The sequence below is a fragment of the Pseudomonas sp. Sample_20 genome, from assembly GCF_004307585.1.
Classification (GTDB): Bacteria; Pseudomonadota; Gammaproteobacteria; order Pseudomonadales; family Pseudomonadaceae; genus Aquipseudomonas; species Aquipseudomonas atacamensis.
This window is the reverse complement of the sequence record NZ_RCOA01000060.1, coordinates 63,922-79,786: the sequence shown is the minus strand read 5'-3', so window position 1 is coordinate 79,786 and position 15,865 is coordinate 63,922. Positions and strand designations below refer to the sequence as shown.

Below are 15,865 nucleotides of genomic sequence, written 5' to 3'. Positions count from 1 at the left end.
GATTTCCCCGCCGATGGCTGGAGGCTGACAGAGGATCGGGGTTTTTGGTGGGATGGGGGTGATGGAGATCAAAAAATGTGTGCAAGCAGTATGGATTTTTCAGTCTGCACGGTTGTTCATCAGTGTATTAATTTTGAGTAAATGTACAGATATGTACTAACCTCAAGGCATGATGATTTCTCTGGAGGCGGCCAAATGCCAACTTCATCTACTGCGTTAAACCCACGCGAACAACTCGACGCCCCCGAAGCCGGCCGCGTTGCGCTGAAGTTCTTCTTCAACCTCATGGAGCACTGGGGCTGCAATGCCGAGCAACAACGCACCCTGCTCGGAGGAGTCGGCAACACCACGTTCTATAAATACAAACACCTGCCAAACATACGCCTGCCCCATGACACCCTCGAGCGCATCTCTTACCTGATGGGTATTCACAAGGCGTTGAGCATCATCTTCAGCAATAGCCGCGAGCGCGCCTACGATTGGGTCAGCAGCCCCAACACGGCGGCACCGTTCAATGGCAAAACCGCCCTGGATTACATGCTGGCAGGCCGGGTGGTCGATATCGCCGATGTGCGCCGCTACCTCGACGGAGTGCGCGGTTGAAAGCGCCGGCGCCGGTGGATGTGCCATGGCCGCGGGCGTATCGCATCGTCAACAGCAGCTTCCCGCCGATTGCACTGTTCGAAGACGTCCTCGACCCCGAGGACCTCGAAGTTGCCTACGCCATCGAAGCACTGACCAATGATCGGCTGGTCGAACAGGCCGGCGTCCTTGCCCGCGTACGTCCCGAAGATCGCCTGTCCGGCCCCGGTTCCAGCCCGGTGATGGCCGCGTTCACTCACGTCGGCAAACGCAGCCGTTTCAGTGACGGCACCTTCGGCGTCTATTACGCCGCCAGCAGCCAGAGTGCGGCCATCGCTGAAACCTGTTTTCATCAGGAACGCTTTCTCGCGGCGACCCGGGAAGCCGATCTCGAATTGACCATGCGTACTTACATCAATCAGGTGATCAAGCCGCTGCATGACGTTCGCCATGGCTTTGATCATCTGCATCAGCCTGATCCTGAAGCCTATGGCCCATCACAACTGTTCGCGCAACGACTGCGCGACGCCGAGTCGTGGGGCTTGCTCTATAACAGCGTGCGGTTGCCCGGGCATGAGTGCGTTGCGGCGTTTCGGCCGCCGGCGGTATCGATTCCGAAGCAGGGCAAGCATTTGCGCTATGTCTGGAGCGCAAGTGAGGGCAGAATTTCGTTTGTATTCGAGATCAGTCAGGTCTGAATTATCGCTTTGACTTCGTCGAGCGTTGTGACGGGAATGACGCTGGATGGAATTCGCGAAGAGGGCGACAAGTTGTAAACGGCAAATTTACTGTCGATGACTTTGTCGGACATGAGTTTCAGAGATGGAAGAATTCTGGAATGAAAATGCTGGTCCAGCCCGCACGGGGAGATAGAGCTTCCATCAGTCTCGTAAAAACGCCCGGCCGACTGGTTCATATCCGCTCCCACCAAAATCACCTTTGAAAAGCCTGCGTGATAGGCAAGTTGGAGTGCGAGATACAAGACTGTGCGGGCATCAAAAAAACCATGGGCCAGGTTTTTGCTGAACCCGATACTGCGGTTTCGGCTACCCCAAACAGCTCGATTACGTACCAGATCCTGGTTGTTGCGAAGTAGCCATTCAGTCAGGGTTGGTTTGGGCGCTTTCTTCAGAAGATAGAGATCACCTGTCGGTTCAACGGCCAGTTCCTGGGCCTGGCGAGCCCAGAGAGCTACTCGCTGACTGGTGCGCATCGCATAGGCAAACAAGTCAGGCTGTTGTAGCGAAAAACTGGTGTCGGTGCATGCGTAGAAGAACGGCTTGATGCCTGTTCCCATGAACATGGATATCGCGCCGTTCACCGTGATCATCGGGATATCGGCAAACTGTTCAATGGGAAAGTCCTTCGCGGAGTTACCCGACGCGATAATGAATACAGCGCCTTGAGCAATGTTTCGACAGTCAGAAAAGTCCCTGATTTGCGATCGTGCGCAGCCGTTTGGCGTTTCTGATGTTGAGTTCATCGATGGTCTCTTGGTCCATGTCATGCATTCAGTCCGTTGTGCTGACGTGATGAAGCGAGATGACTCTTCTATAGCGCCGCGCTTTGTAAGTGAGTGTTGCGCTCGGCGTTAGTTCCCGTTTGGCTGCTGGGCAGCCGAGGCGTTGGCCAAGAACGCTCCAGTGGCTGGCGGGTTATCTGGATAGATGCAGGAGGGAAGTCGGTTATGTCCGCGCATCAAGGGATCTTGAGGAAGGCCGGCATGTTTTCGGCAGGCCTGAAATGCAAAAAGCCCTCGCATCAACGAGGGCTTCGAATGGCGGTTTGCATCAATGCCTGTCTGGTGGCGCATCCATTACTTTCACCACATCATCGATCAGTGCCTTGCTTGGCTCCTGCAGATACTGCGAGGCATAAGCGCGGACGTTGCAGGATTGGGAGCAGGGGCGCAGGTAACCGACGGGTGCAGCGCAGACTCTCTTGCGGGTCGCAAGTCAGCATCCTGAGGCGTTGCGGGATTTGCATCCTGCCTGATCCCCATAGTTGACTTCTTGGCTGACTCAGAAACAACAAAGCCCCTGCATTTCTGCAAGGGCTTTGTTTTGTATGGTGCCGGCACCAGGAGTCGAAGCAGATCCTAGTAAATTGATTTATAAATAATTTTATTTGGTATGGCTATCCTCTTATCCCTATTTCTACCCTTTTGATTTGAAATGCCGATGAGGGCGCATGGGCTAAGAGATAGGCTGTCTAGAATTGAAGCGCGTTAGTTCATAAATCAAAAAATTTGACTTAGTGTTTATAGCTGACGGTGTAGCAAAAAGTGTTGAGGGGCAGAATGGATGTGGCTCCGATCCGACGGCATTTGAATGCGAGCTCATAAATCAGTGATTAAAACGGATTTAGGTCTGAGTTGCAAGGCGGCATAGTTAAGGCGCTTTCGTCAGATGGTGGTTTTGAGTATTGGGGCATGGAGTAGTTACAATATGACCTTCAATATCGAAGGTTTAACAACTGGACAGGAGAACCTGTGAGGTTCAGCTTGTTGATACATCTGCACTTAGCGCTTTTGAGTGGCTCAATACTACTCTGCACCTGGATCTTTCGCATGGCTCTTCAGGATGGAGCCATAGGTGATTGATGTGAATTTCACCTGCTGCGCTGCTTGTACCTGGCAATACGAAGGCCCGCCTATGAGTTGACTGGCAGACAATATCTCCCAATGCGCTGTTTGGCAGGGGTGCAAGCTTGCCACTTGAACCAAGCTCACTACTGAGTGCTGGATCTGCCAGAGCAGCAGCAAGTCCGTCTGGTAAAACGCATATGTTGCGTACGTAACCAACCATCATTGCGCGGTCAACAGCCCATGCATAGTCACCATTTACGAAGCGGATGAGTCCGGCTCGGCAGTACGTACTTGGTACTGGGTGGGTAGAATCGACAGGTTTGCACTCTATGAAAATTGCAGTTGGGACAGAGTTGTTGGAGGGGATCTGACCCTTGATGGGGCGAAATGTAAGGTCAGGTTGCTTGTCCAAGTGCTCGCCATCAAAACTCCGGATGTTGCCCTCTCGAACTGGGGTTTGAAGCAGAGATAATCCGGGAATCGCATCATCGTCTGCGGCATCTAATTCACCGAGGATCATATATAGTTTTTCAGTGATTTCATCTTCGGTGGAATGACAAATTGAGAAGTTACCCTCTCGGACTTCGTCTAGAAGATACTGCCATGCTAAAGATATCGCATTCTGGACAACGACTATGAGTGCTGTCGGAATTGCTTTTGGCAATTGGTCAGCAGGTGCTCTGCACCTGGCACGGGTCATCAGGCCGCTCATCGCTTGGATCGCTCCTCCAGCAATGCTCCGTGCTGCCAAATAATATCTGAAGCAAGAAGGCGAGCTTGAGTCTGGGTCCAGTAGCGATATCTATCTAATAAGCCAATAGTTATTGAGGCCTTTTGCTCGTCAATGATTGTCAATCGGCTAACTGCGAGATTATCTGCTTGCTCTATCCAATCTGATGGCAGGGTGGCTAAACTTTCTTCACCTAGAGAAATTGATATAAACTTCCAAGGGAGCTTTGTTTTATTTGGTAGAAATTTTACGCTGACTTTTTTATCGTTGGTTCCTAGCACATTGGCCAACTCATTCTCTACTCGAGTGCAAAAAAGTTTTCCCTGCTCAGCAGAAGCTGGAGTGAGAGCAATTTTCTTTGAAATTGGGAATGGAGATCGTGTGGACAAAGTGTCTCTGATCACCTCGGCATCACGTTTCCCAAGTCCGTATAGCATTAGCACAGCTTTATCGAGTTCTTCCCAATTTGGCTGATCTATAGTCAAATTAGACGCAGCGCTTTCAATCGAAGCACGTACAGCGTGGGACAAATTTTCTGGAGGGACAAATGGAAACTCCTCCACATCTCGAACTTGGAGGGCCTCTCGTTCCAGGCCAAATTTCCCGCTCGCCATCAGGGTGAAGTATTCAAAAACTTGGCTATGGATCAAAACCAAGAGATATTGAGTCAGAAATTCGCCTTGTTCATGACCAGCGGCCGAGAAGCCATAATAGGACTCTGAGTAGGCGAGGTCTGTGTCAGATATTAAAGCTCTCCCCCGCGATCGGTCTGCTCGATTGCCCTCTCGGACCAGTACGAGTGGTGCACGATAAATTTCGGGCTGACGAGGCCGATGCAACCCGCTGGGTTGATAGGAAGGCAGTTCCAGCGTTTTAACAACAAAAGGGTGTCTTGAATAATGTGCGCCTATGTTAGGAAGATCCTTTAGGAAGGCGTCATCGTTTGAGCGGCTAGCAACCTGGTAGCCTTGACTGGAGTATAGGCCGCACTCGGAACTCCAATATTCCCCGATAGTGATCTTTGTATATTCGCGTATGCGCCGGATGATAGAGACATCCAGTGTTGATCCACGGTATAGAGTTTTGATGAGGTCAGGCTGTTCAGCAGCCAAGCTCAGCGAAACAGGTTCCGCATCATTTGCATCAATACGCATACGCCCTTTTGCATTGAGCTCAGGGTCCTCATCTGGGCTAACTAAAATAAACTGGTCGTCTATTTCGGCCAGCCGATTATCCGCAAATAATAGGCAAAAGGGCTGATCTACGTTTGGCCAAACTCTACTTTGTCGAAGGGATGCACCGTTAAGTATTCCTGTGACAGCCAGAGAATTGAAAATGGCCTTGCGAGCGGCGAAGCCTGCCGGGGACATCTTGAACAGCCAGCGTCCTGCTAGGGCAAGGGCTATCCGACCCCCGGGTTTAGCCCAGTCCATCGCTCCCCAAACGAAGGGGAGGTCGGGGACACGATCTGGGTTCCGATATTTTTGAGCAATGTCAACTAACCCACGACGCAGAGCAATCTCTCGGCAGCGCTCGGTGAAGATATGATCAACTTCTTTGTAAGCAGGCGTAAGGCTAGTCCAAGGCGGGTTGCCAACGACAAGGTCAAATGCACCCCGGTAAATTTCTGGTACATGTTTCCCAAGACTACCAGCCATCGGCCTTATGGTTAAAGTGTCAGCCTCCGGATCGGCGACATCAATTAGAACCCGGCCCTCTAGTTTCTCAAAGGTTAGCGCTTCTACTGGAGTAGGGGCGGGATCGAGCTCGAGTGCAGTTAGATAAAGAGCTAGGGCCGCGAGGGTTCTCGCGTGAGTATTTATGTCGAATCCGACTAACTGGTTGTTAAGTATTTCCCTCAGCACACGGCGGTCTGGGCGCGAGCCTGTCTCAGCAAAACGCTTTTCAGCTAGTTGACGGAAAGCCGCTACTAGGAAAACACCAGCTCCACATGCAGGATCCAGAACTCGTGCATGAGATCCCTTGCTATGGCCGTATAGAGCTTCCGCGACCATGTACTCGGCGATGTGTGACGGTGTGTAGTACACACTTGTATTGCGTCTAGCCTCAGCATCAAAGCGGTACATCAGTTCTTCGTAGGTTTCGCTGAGTAGTCCTACAGGAACGTGATCGAAATCCAGATCCCCCCAATTTAACGGTATTTGAGAGGCGCCAGGTCCGATAGGTAGGTCTAGCCCTAGGATTGCCTCAAGGGGGCGAACAGTCCTATTACCGAGTCGCTGTATTAGATCTCTGAAGTACTCAGGGTAGTTACGGGTAGGGAGCTTCAGAATATCGCCGTTGAATATCCGATCTAGCCACGCATTTGTCTCAGCGAGACTCTCCGCACTACTAAAACATGCCTCAAGGGACCGAGCGTTCAGAGATATATGAGGTAAATGGCGCTCATCAATGATTTTCCTTCCCATGAGGTAACGGAAAAAAAGAGCCCGTCCAGTGAGCGCAATGCTTTCATCAGTTGTAAGGCCGAGGTCTTTTAGCTCTTGTCCTGCGTCTGTCATAAGCCCAAACAGCACATCTCGCAAGAGAATGCGGGAGGGCGTCGCTAGGTCCTCGCCTTGCGCAAGCCTTGGTAGCACGCTGATGGATTCTGGTTGTTCGACGCAGAAGATGGTCGGCTCAAGGTCAGGTGTTGGTCGTAGATCGGTCGAATAAATATCCAGTCTGCCAGGAGACAGGATGCCAAGCCAGGCAGGGTCGCCACGCATTGCCAGCTTTCGGCGAAGCTCAGCAATTTTTTCAATGGACTTGCGAGGGCCGGACAGACGAGTTGCGTCAATTACATACAGAAGAGGTTGCGACTGTTCCTCGACGATAGTATCGACCATCGGCATGCCGCCGTGACGTACAAGATCGACATAGCGCAGTACGCGAGGATCATCTACCTGAGAAAGCTCAACGCAGTCGGCAGTTCTAGCGCCAAATTCGACCAAGCGCTCGGAAGTGCTCATCGGATTTTGGCCGACATGCTACCGACCAATGCCAGTTGACGCTGCGGGGGGGCAACTCCGAGAAACACACTGATCCGTTCACGCTCTTCAGCTAGGTCGAGGACCAAGCCAGGTTCGCTAATCGTGGTAGAGGGCAGGCTATATACCGAACCATCTTTGAGTCTGATGAAGACCAGATCGTCCGTGCCGATTACTTTGGGCTCAATCAAATACCTGTGAATGCCAGCAGAGAGTTTAGACAACTCACGGCTTTTGATTCCGTAAATATCTTCTAACTTTTGCAATGTCGCCATGGTTAGAAGGTCGGCTACATTGAATCGACGGGCGCTTCTTTCGGATGTTTCGATCAACGAAAATGGCGGCAGCCGAGTCCAGGCATGCACACGCGAACGGCAAATCCCGCCCAGTGCTTGGCAGATGTCCTTGACTGTGAAGGAGATTGCGCCGGTCACAACTGCCTCAAAAAAAAACAAATCTGTTTGGATTCTAAGACAGATTGATCAGATTTCATAGAGAAGAATCCCCTAACCATCTGATGAATAGACTCTCTTGTATTTTCCTCAGCGCTCACTAGCCGCATGTCTACGCGCCGAGGTTTCGTAGAGTTCGCATTCTTAGACGCAGTGGTCGAGTTCAGGCAGCTCACCGACTGATTGCAATACGTTCTCTCTGGGTAGCTCCGGCGCTGGACCATCCCAGACACACACCTCGGATGCCCGCTCTAGGTTGATAGCTAAGTTCTCCTAACGTCTGAACTGCCAGGGTTTCCCTAAGCGAAGAGCGAGCAAGTTCATGGTCAGTTGATAGTAATAGCGTGTCGATTCCGCGTGATGATTGACGTGCTGATTTAGAAACCAGTCAAGATGCTTTTGCTGCCATGCCCATGGATTATCTTGCTCCCCGCGTTCAGCGATTGCTGATTGGATAGCCTTCGCCTGACGTAGGTGGCGTTGGCGTGGGGTATGAGATTCAGTCAGGACGCCGGCCAGGAACAGCTCCATATCGAATGTCTTACTCATGCTCGGGCCCCGATGTAAGCCGAAACTACATCGATACGACCGTGCCCCAGCTCATAGCTGATTTGTGCTCGGGCCTCCTGATCGAGGTGTCTGTCGAGCGGGTAGCAACTGCCGCCATTGATGGGCGCAAGATGCTGGGTGATTTGCTCATAGCGTTCGCACGCATAGGTCGCCCGCAATTCGTGGAAACCCTTGAGGTTGTGCGTGTGGAGAATCTCCCGTGCGGGGCGAACGATTACTTGTTGGAAGTCGAGGTAGCGTTCATTCGCTGCAAGCAGGTTGCGGCTACCGTCAGGCGAGACTTGAAGGGCGAATGCCAGTGCGTCGCGGATGTGATCGTCCACCGTTATCCATCGAGGGGCCGAGGACCCCGAGCGGCCACCTTTGGTGCCGTCTTGGATGTTGATTCTCCCGAGTTGCTCGGCTTCCCGTAGCAGCCGAGGAAGGTCGGCCAAAATCGCCTCGCGTAAGCGCATGCCGGTGGCTCGCGCTAACTGAGCGATGGCGGCGGCGCGTGGCATTTGGTGTTCGCAGAGTACGTCGACTATCCGTTTCACATGTTCGCGGTCTTGGCCTTGCGGTACCGAGCGACGAACACTGGTGCGCCGCATTCCCAGCGCCTTGCTCGGACTCCGCACTTTCACATACGGATCACCGCGAAGCGCGGCCATGGTTCGGTTCACGCTGGACAACCGATTTTGCGCGGTGGCGATGCAGATAGCGCCTTGTTCAACCTGCTGACGTAGATGTCCTGCGTAATCCAGTAAGGTCTGCCGATCAATCTTCCGCGAATCGTTAAAGCCAGGCCCATTCTCCGACTGACACCCGCGTACAAACGCTTGCCAGCGATCACTGTGCGCCTTGACCGTTCCGTAGTGTCCGCCGCCGAACATGTCTTTCAATGCCTGCGGCCCGGCATAGCTCAGTTGTCGACCCTATCCAAAATTGCGCCCATCCCGTCTACCTACCAGTGCCATGATCAAGCTCATTTTAAAGCCAAAACTCTTCAAGCTTTCCCCACGTCATCCCGCCATGGATGTTGAGTGTTATCAGGGATCAAGGCCCCTGCGACCTGTGAGGGTTGTCCACTAACGCGGGACTGGCGGCTCCTTACGACCGGGAGCTTGGGCATCTCATGATCTGGCCTCCTGATCACCTCCGAAGAGGTGGGCGGGTGGAGGCTGCACTGGCTGACGAAACCGGTGCCGCGAGATCCTGAGTCAGGTGAAGGCAGGGATGCGATGACCGGGGCATGCCTGACTGTCAGTCAGGTGCAGTCCATTCCTTGGGCTGCGGCATCATCACCTGCATCGCTGTTGCTGGTGACTTCGGTGTTTGTCACGCCGATTGTCACGAGGGGGAATGCCGCAAAGCCTTGTACGAGTTGGGCTGCAGCAGCGGTAGGAGCGCCCGTCTCTTTCCGGGAGAAAGAGACGGGCGCAGGTTGGCGCACGGGAATGGCCAAGCGGATAGGTTGCTGCAGGGCAGCTATGAAAGGGAATGAGTTGCCGCAGTGGGCACACTGGTAAAAGTAGGCATCCATCACATCGCTGTGACCGTGCGAGCCGCCGGACGCTAATCGCACTTTGGGAGAACCACCACGGTGTGGTGTAGCCTTAAAGGTTCTGGCTACCTGGGGTTGCTGTCAACGACAGCGCTTTGCCCGATCTTTTCTACGCCTGTGGTTAATCCGGACTAGGGCTCGAATTTTTTGGGAGTTCTGCGGTTCTATCTGAAATCATCCACCGTTAGCAATCTGTGGTTTATGCATCAAATTTTGGATCAGGCAAGCGTTCGCTCCTGACACTTTCACGGGTGCAATGGCGAAAAAAACAAGACGTCTGGCTTTCCTTACTCCAAACACCATTGCGATTGCCGTTTCCAGTCATCTGGAAATCCCATAAGTTTCAAATCACCCGGTTCCCTCTGGTCCATTATTTCGGCCAAGTGAAATTTCCACTGGCTGTCTGGACTGATCAAATCGGTTAAATACGCCAGCATCGTTAGCACTATATATAGCCGCTGCTTGGGTTGAGGCCGGTCGCCAGGAGCATTTTGGATGATCCATTCTTTAGGTAAGGATGGTCGAATCGAGAGCTCCCGGTTCCATATTCGTGAGTGGTGGGCGCAGCAGTTTCGAATGAAGGTCAGAGTGTGGAGCCAGGAGGCCAGTACTTCGAAGGGGAGATTGAATCTGCTCGCGATCGCTTTCTTGTCAACACTTTTGCCTATGGCATTGAACATCGTGGATACCGTCCCAAGGCTAAGCTCTTCCAGAACAGCCCAAGCGGGCGGCAACTCGGGATGGGAATAGGTTGATCCGTAGAATCGAAAATAGTTATCGCGCATGCGATTTTCAATTCGCTGCTGCTGGACCTGATCAGCTCGGCTGCTCTTTTTTATACGATCAATCTCACGTCCCAGTTTGTTGCGCTCCTTGCCCAGTTGATCGCGCAGGGGCCGCAATAAATCGCCGTGTGAATATGAAGAAGAGAAGATTGACGCGTCAGCTATCCAGTCAGGCCCGTACTTAGGGCTCATGTGATTGCTGATAGTCGCTCGTATGGCGACTTCGACACGTTCGATAGCATCCATGGTTATGCGTCGCAACGAGCCATCGAAGCGGTAGATGTCGACGACTGCTTTCAGAGTGCTACCAGGTTTGAAGGTGTGTTCAGGGTTTGTTTCCTGAAAAGGGCGCATGTAGGGGCTCAAGCGAAACAGCGTGACCACTTCCAGGAAACGCATGGCGCGCTCGTCATTTGCGACTTGCAGGCCTCGTTGCTTTAGCAGTTCCAATTGCTGTTCTACGCTGAGGGCCGGCTTGTCGAAGGGCCTCATGTAGTTTTCTCCAGGCAAAAAAAACCCGCACGATTTGAGCTTGCTGACTGGGTCAACCTAGGCTTGGCGGGTGTGTTGGGGTGCATTATAGGTAGGTGCAAGAGCCCGTCAATGTTGGGCTGATGTGAAATTGTAACGGGTCCAGGCACGCGGGCAGAGTAGGGGGCTGCTGGTTGAGATAAGGCGTCGTTTGTTTTGTCGCAGCGATGCGGACCTCCTAGTGAGCTCCAAGCGCCAGAAACAACAAAGCCCCTGCATTTCTGCAGGGGCTTTGTTTTGTATGGTGCCGGCACCAGGAGTCGAACCCGGGACCTACTGATTACAAGTCAGTTGCTCTACCAACTGAGCTATACCGGCGTGTGGGCGACGATTATAGCGATTGGGTAGATCCTGTAAACCCCTGAATTCAGACTATTTTTGCATTCCGGAAAAATCAGGCCCTACGCAAATTAATGCGCAGCTTTTGTACCTCAAGCGCAGTAAGGCATTTATGCAGGGCGTACGGTTGAGTCTGGGCTTTCGAGACCCTGCAGTTATTCACTCGGCCAGCCCAATATTCGCCGGTTATGTCGTTTTGATTGGCAGCTTATGCACAACTGAGAGGCGCGAGCACTGCTTGGGCGAGTTTTTGTGAAGCCATTCTCATCTTGTTCGCAAATCCCTGTTTTACCGGTTTTTATTTATGTGAACAAAAAATGACCAGTGTTGTTAAGTCGACGAAACAGGCGCAGATATTGGATCCACGGAAAATCCATCAACAGAGTTATCCACAGGTTGTGATGTTTTCAGCGCGTTCGGCGAGCAGCAGTAAGTTACGCGGTGTGAGTGAGGTGTCGCAAAAGGTGCCGAGGCGTGCGACGTATCCCTGTTCTGCGAGGAAAAGCGCCCGATCCAGATTCAGCCAAAGCTCCAGCGGTCGTCGGAACAAACCGCGAAGCAATTCGAGGTTGCGCACTTCGGCCAACCGCCGCCAACCGGCGGCTTCGAGTGTCGACCAGTCTGGCAAGCCGACTGTGGATAACTCCTTCAGTGCTGCCAGATCGAGACAATAGTCCGCAAACGGTTTATCCAGCCAGGCGCTGGGCAGGGAGGGCGTTGGCAGGTATTCATCGACGCCGCGCACTTGCCGTTGCAGCAGGTCGAAAGCCAGGCGACGAGCCATCGAGGTGTCGCGCTGACGTCGGACGCGCGCACCGGCGGTGACGGTTTCGCTCATCGGCAGCGACAGATCTTCCAGCGAGAGCTGTAGAAGCGATGCCGATCCTGCGCAGGACAAGGCGTGATATTCGTTGCGACTGATGCGGTTGTAGCAGCAGGGCGCAATCGCCATTTGCTGGCAACCTGCGGCACTGGCCAGTTGCATCAAGCGCACATGAAGATCACCGCACGCGTGGAGGGCGATGGGGGTGTGCGCGGCGTTCAATACGGCTGGGGCATCCGCCGCGAGCACATCCTGTTCGACATGCAAAGCGTGCAGATGATGACGCTGACTCAAGGCCTGACCGCTGGCGACCAGCACCGGATCGTATTCAACGCAAGTCAATTGTTGCCCGGCACCCAACAGGCGCCGTCCCAGATGCCCTTTGCCGGAGCACCAGTCCAGCCAATGCGTCGGCTGCGAGGCAAAGGATAGGCGACCGGCAAACGCCTCGATCTGCTGCCACTTGCGCCCAGGCACATCGACATTCAAGCGATGCCCGGCAGCTTCAAGCGCACGCCCCGGCAACCCACCGACCGCACTCAACTCTGCCGACAACTTCGCCAATGAAGCGAACGGCTCTGGCGCATCGACAAGATCAGCAGGATGGTTATGCGCGCGTTCTGCATCTTCCAGCGATCGCCCGCGTAGCCACGCAGACAGTTCGGGATAAGAAGCTTCCCAGGCAAGCAAAAGATGGGTGAACGGACGTGGTTTCCACAGCGCCTGATGCTTAATCAAGAAAGCATCCAGCGCGGTGAAGCGGGCGAGTAGAGCCTCGCCCGTCAGCACGTGGGAAGTATCAGCGGCCTTGGCAGGCATCGACGCGCAGCCAGCGCTCCAGCAGCTTGAAGCCGCGTACCAGCACGTAAGCCATGACCAGATAGAACACACCGGCGGCGAAGAAGATCTCAACCGGCAGATAAGTGCGGGCGATGATCGTGCGGGCCATGCCGGTCAGTTCCAGCAGGGTCACGGTGCTGGCCAGAGCGCTGGCCTTAAGCATCAGGATCACCTCGTTGCTATAGGCCGGCAGGCCGATGCGCGCGGCACGGGGCAGGATGATGTAGAACATCGCTTTGGGCCTGGACATGCCCAAGGCCCGCGCAGCTTCGATTTCACCGTGTGGAATTGCCTGAATGGCTCCACGCAGAATTTCGGCGATGTACGCCGCCGTATGCAGTGTCATGGTCACGGTCGCGCACCAGAACGGATCGCGCAGGTACGGCCACAAAGCGCTTTCACGCACCGCGTCGAACTGCGCCAGGCCGTAATAGACCAGGAACAGCTGCACCAGCAGCGGTGTGCCGCGGAAAAAGAAGATGTAGGCGTAGGGCAGCGAACGCACGTACCAACGCTTCGAAGAGCGCGCGATGCCCAGCGGAATGGCGAGCAGCAGGCCGGCGATGACCGCGATGGCGACCAGTTCCAGCGTCAGCGTCGCGCCCTGTGCCAGTTTCGGCAGCCACTTGATGATGACTTCCCAGTTCATTGCGCGCTCCTCGCAAAGCCGCGGGCGGCGCGTTTTTCCAGCAAGTGCATGCCGGTCATCGCCAGCACCGTCAGGCCGAGGTACATGATTGCCGCGACCATATAGAAGGTGAACGGTTGTTTCGACACGGTCACACCGATCTGCGCGTGACGCATGATTTCTTCCAGACCGATGACCGATACCAGCGCGGTGTCTTTCATCAGGATCATGAACAGGTTGCCCAGGCCAGGCAGGGCGATGCGCCACATCTGCGGCATGATCAACCGGGTGAAAATCCGCCACTTCGACAGGCCCAGGGCCTGGCCGGCTTCACGGTGGCCCTTGGGGATGGCCAGCAGGGCGCCACGAAACACTTCCGTGGCGTACGCACCGAAGCACAGGCCCAGTGCGATCACACCGGCGGCAAAGGCGTTGAGTTGCAGGTCGGGGTTGCCGAAGTACTCACCGAGGGTACGCATCAGGTTGACCGTACCGAAGTAGATCAACAGCACCCAGAGCAATTCCGGGACGCCGCGCACCAGCGTCGAATAGGTACCGCCAAGCCATTGCAGCGGCTTGTACGGGGAAGTCTTGGCCAAGGCGCCGAGCAGGCCGAGCACTAGGCCCAAGCACAGGGCGGTGAGGGCCAGTTGGACGGTCATCAGCGCACCAGCGGCGAGCGCCGGGCCGAATCCGTAGAGGTCGATAATCATGGGTTTCTGTTCAAATTGCGGCAGGCAAAGTCGGGAGCCGGCGCCGCTTGATCACGGCGCCGGTCCCACAGGTCAGATCAATAGATGCTGAACGGGAAGTACTTGTCGTTGATTTTCTTGTAGGTACCGTCAGCGACGATTTCCTTCAGAGCGGCGTTCAGCTTGTTGCGCAGTTCGTTGTCACCCTTGCGCACGGCGATACCGATCTTGTCGCTTTCCACTACCGGGTCGCCCTTGAACTCGTAGTTCTTGCCGGCGTCGGTTTTCAGCCAGTCATAGTTGGCGTACTTGTCGGCGAGGATCGCGTCGACACGACCGGAGGTCAGGTCGAGGTAGGCGTTTTCCTGGGTGTCGTAGAGGCTGACCTTGATGTCGTCACCGTAGGTGTCTTCCAGCCAGGTGCCGGCCAGCGTTGCGCGCTGGGTGCCGATGGTCTTGCCCTTGAGCGAGTCCTTGTCGGTTTTGAAGTCGACGTTTTTCGGCGCGATGAACTGCAATTTGTTCGAGTAGTACGGGTCGGTGAAGTCCACCGCGGCTTTGCGCTCTTCGGTGATCGACAGCGAGGAGATCAGGAAGTCGAACTTCTCGGCGTTCAGCGCCGGAATGATGCCGTCCCAGTCAGAGGTGACGACGGAGCATTCGGCTTTCATCTTCGCGCACAGGGCGTCGCCGATTTCCTTGTCGAAGCCGACCACCTGGCCGCTGGCGTCTTTATTGTTGAACGGCGGGTAGGCCGCTTCGATGCCCATCTTCAGGGTTTCAGCCATGGCACCGGCGGTGAACGCGAGGGTGACGGCGGCGGCCAGGAAGACCTTTTTGAAATTCTGCATGCATGTTGCTCCGTTAGCGGTTGCTGGACATGAATTGTTTGCAGCGCGCCGAAAGCGGGTTGTCGAACACCTGCTGTGGCGATCCTTGCTCTTCTATAAGGCCCTGATGAAGGAACACCACTTCGCTGGAGACCTGGCGGGCGAAGCCCATTTCGTGGGTCACGAGCAGCATGGTGCGGCCTTCTTCGGCCAATGCGCGGATGACACTAAGTACTTCCTGAACCATTTCCGGGTCAAGTGCGGAGGTGGGTTCGTCGAACAGGATCACCTTCGGCTGCATTGCCAGCGTGCGGGCGATGGCGGCGCGTTGTTGCTGGCCGCCGGACAATTGCGCCGGATAGGCGTGGCGCTTGTCAGCGATGCCGACCTTGGCGAGCAACGCTTCGGCGACTTCGATGGCCTCGGCCTTGCTCTGGCCGAGCACGCGGCGCGGGGCCTCGATGACGTTGTCGAGCACGCTCATGTGTGGCCACAGATTAAAGTTTTGAAATACAAAACCAATCTCCGAGCGCAGGCGATTGATCTGTTTGCCGTCGGCGGCGACCAGTTCGCCGTTCTTCGCGGCCTTGAGCTTGAGTTCTTCACCGGCCACGAGGATCTGGCCCTGATGCGGATTTTCCAACAGGTTGATGCAGCGCAGGAACGTGGACTTGCCGGAACCGGAAGAGCCGAGGATCGAGATCACGTCGCCGTCGCGGGCGGTCAGCGAGATGCCTTTGAGCACCTCCAGCTGTCCGTAGCGTTTGTGCAAGTTGCGGATTTCAAGCGCGGGCGTGGCCTCAGCCATGTGCGTTCCTCATATATGTTGCGCTCCTGCTGTTGGCGGGCCTTCCTGGCGAGGCGGCCAAGCTAGCATAGCGTTTCAATGGCAGCCAACAGCGCTACGAGCGGTAAACGGGTGGCATGTGGCGGGTTGTCGCAT

General features: G+C 54.7%; 15 protein-coding genes, 1 tRNA gene and 1 pseudogene. 3 read left to right on the top strand and 14 right to left on the bottom strand.

Translation table 11 applies throughout. The features are described from left to right. Nucleotides 1-195: 195 nt before the first annotated feature. Complete coding sequence (locus D8U70_RS13385; RefSeq protein WP_073471541.1) at nt 196-603, top strand: MbcA/ParS/Xre antitoxin family protein; 408 nt, start codon at nt 196-198, stop codon at nt 601-603. Continuing rightward, nucleotides 600-1,280: an RES family NAD+ phosphorylase gene (locus tag D8U70_RS13380; protein ID WP_073471542.1), complete on the top strand. Its 681-nt coding sequence runs from the start codon at nt 600-602 to the stop codon at nt 1,278-1,280. The genes D8U70_RS13385 and D8U70_RS13380 overlap by 4 nt, the downstream gene beginning before the upstream one ends. Here D8U70_RS13380 and D8U70_RS13375 read toward each other — a convergent pair. After that, nucleotides 1,271-2,089, bottom strand: coding sequence for a lipopolysaccharide biosynthesis protein (locus D8U70_RS13375; RefSeq protein ID WP_130929066.1), 819 nt, complete (start codon nt 2,087-2,089; stop codon nt 1,271-1,273). The genes D8U70_RS13380 and D8U70_RS13375 overlap by 10 nt on opposite strands. A gap of 283 nt (nt 2,090-2,372) precedes the next feature. Further along, a complete protein-coding gene (locus tag D8U70_RS28015; protein ID WP_238537212.1) occupies nt 2,373-2,444 on the bottom strand; it encodes a hypothetical protein in 72 nt (23 codons plus the stop codon). 19 nt (nt 2,445-2,463) lie between these two features. Between D8U70_RS28015 and D8U70_RS28010 the strand changes: the two are divergent. Then, nucleotides 2,464-2,577: pseudogene (locus D8U70_RS28010) on the top strand (transcriptional regulator); the annotation flags it as partial. 503 nt (nt 2,578-3,080) lie between these two features. Here D8U70_RS28010 and D8U70_RS13360 read toward each other — a convergent pair. From D8U70_RS13360 to D8U70_RS13300, 12 genes are all read right to left on the bottom strand, one after another. Further along, on the bottom strand, nt 3,081-3,881 hold the full coding sequence (locus D8U70_RS13360) for a hypothetical protein (protein WP_130929065.1): 801 nt from the start codon (nt 3,879-3,881) through the stop codon (nt 3,081-3,083). Then, on the bottom strand, nt 3,878-6,871 hold the full coding sequence (locus tag D8U70_RS13355; protein ID WP_130929064.1) for an N-6 DNA methylase: 2,994 nt from the start codon (nt 6,869-6,871) through the stop codon (nt 3,878-3,880). The genes D8U70_RS13360 and D8U70_RS13355 overlap by 4 nt, the downstream gene beginning before the upstream one ends. Beyond that, the gene (locus tag D8U70_RS13350) at nt 6,868-7,323 is read right to left on the bottom strand and encodes a DNA-binding protein (protein ID WP_130929063.1); all 456 of its coding nucleotides are present in this window, start codon (nt 7,321-7,323) and stop codon (nt 6,868-6,870) included. Before D8U70_RS13350 ends, D8U70_RS13355 begins: the two co-directional genes overlap by 4 nt. A 291-nt stretch (nt 7,324-7,614) precedes the next feature. Then, entirely contained in the window at nt 7,615-7,890 is a 276-nt protein-coding gene (locus tag D8U70_RS13345; protein WP_130929062.1) for a hypothetical protein, read from the bottom strand. Continuing rightward, on the bottom strand, nt 7,887-8,816 hold the full coding sequence (locus D8U70_RS13340; protein ID WP_241664662.1) for an integrase domain-containing protein: 930 nt from the start codon (nt 8,814-8,816) through the stop codon (nt 7,887-7,889). Before D8U70_RS13340 ends, D8U70_RS13345 begins: the two co-directional genes overlap by 4 nt. Nucleotides 8,817-9,741: 925 nt before the next feature. Further along, entirely contained in the window at nt 9,742-10,731 is a 990-nt protein-coding gene (locus D8U70_RS13330; RefSeq protein ID WP_130929060.1) for an Abi family protein, read from the bottom strand. 281 nt (nt 10,732-11,012) lie between these two features. Beyond that, nucleotides 11,013-11,088, bottom strand: a tRNA-Thr gene (locus D8U70_RS13325). Between the two features lie 406 nt (nt 11,089-11,494). Then, nucleotides 11,495-12,751: a methyltransferase gene (locus D8U70_RS13320; RefSeq protein ID WP_130929059.1), complete on the bottom strand. Its 1,257-nt coding sequence runs from the start codon at nt 12,749-12,751 to the stop codon at nt 11,495-11,497. Next, nucleotides 12,732-13,421 (bottom strand): ABC transporter permease, encoded by a 690-nt coding sequence (locus D8U70_RS13315; RefSeq protein ID WP_073471551.1) that lies wholly within the window; start codon nt 13,419-13,421, stop codon nt 12,732-12,734. The genes D8U70_RS13320 and D8U70_RS13315 overlap by 20 nt, the downstream gene beginning before the upstream one ends. Beyond that, complete coding sequence (locus D8U70_RS13310) at nt 13,418-14,113, bottom strand: ABC transporter permease (protein WP_024011207.1); 696 nt, start codon at nt 14,111-14,113, stop codon at nt 13,418-13,420. The genes D8U70_RS13315 and D8U70_RS13310 overlap by 4 nt, the downstream gene beginning before the upstream one ends. A 77-nt stretch (nt 14,114-14,190) precedes the next feature. Next, complete coding sequence (locus tag D8U70_RS13305) at nt 14,191-14,943, bottom strand: ABC transporter substrate-binding protein (RefSeq protein WP_130929058.1); 753 nt, start codon at nt 14,941-14,943, stop codon at nt 14,191-14,193. A 13-nt stretch (nt 14,944-14,956) separates the two neighbouring features. Beyond that, entirely contained in the window at nt 14,957-15,730 is a 774-nt protein-coding gene (locus D8U70_RS13300) for an ABC transporter ATP-binding protein (RefSeq protein ID WP_024011209.1), read from the bottom strand. Between the last annotated feature and the right edge of the window lie 135 nt (nt 15,731-15,865).

What these genes read in the sequence shown, in the direction of transcription:
- D8U70_RS13375 (WP_130929066.1), bottom strand. Translation starts at nt 2,089, where the DNA reads ATGACATGGACCAAGAGACCATCGATGAACTCAACATCAGAAACGCCA.
- D8U70_RS13385 (WP_073471541.1), top strand. Translation starts at nt 196, where the DNA reads ATGCCAACTTCATCTACTGCGTTAAACCCACGCGAACAACTCGACGCC.
- D8U70_RS13345 (WP_130929062.1), bottom strand. Translation starts at nt 7,890, where the DNA reads ATGAGTAAGACATTCGATATGGAGCTGTTCCTGGCCGGCGTCCTGACT.
- D8U70_RS13360 (WP_130929065.1), bottom strand. Translation starts at nt 3,881, where the DNA reads ATGAGCGGCCTGATGACCCGTGCCAGGTGCAGAGCACCTGCTGACCAA.
- D8U70_RS13355 (WP_130929064.1), bottom strand. Translation starts at nt 6,871, where the DNA reads ATGAGCACTTCCGAGCGCTTGGTCGAATTTGGCGCTAGAACTGCCGAC.
- D8U70_RS13310 (WP_024011207.1), bottom strand. Translation starts at nt 14,113, where the DNA reads ATGATTATCGACCTCTACGGATTCGGCCCGGCGCTCGCCGCTGGTGCG.
- D8U70_RS13315 (WP_073471551.1), bottom strand. Translation starts at nt 13,421, where the DNA reads ATGAACTGGGAAGTCATCATCAAGTGGCTGCCGAAACTGGCACAGGGC.
- D8U70_RS13300 (WP_024011209.1), bottom strand. Translation starts at nt 15,730, where the DNA reads ATGGCTGAGGCCACGCCCGCGCTTGAAATCCGCAACTTGCACAAACGC.
- D8U70_RS13330 (WP_130929060.1), bottom strand. Translation starts at nt 10,731, where the DNA reads ATGAGGCCCTTCGACAAGCCGGCCCTCAGCGTAGAACAGCAATTGGAA.
- D8U70_RS13305 (WP_130929058.1), bottom strand. Translation starts at nt 14,943, where the DNA reads ATGCAGAATTTCAAAAAGGTCTTCCTGGCCGCCGCCGTCACCCTCGCG.
- D8U70_RS13320 (WP_130929059.1), bottom strand. Translation starts at nt 12,751, where the DNA reads ATGCCTGCCAAGGCCGCTGATACTTCCCACGTGCTGACGGGCGAGGCT.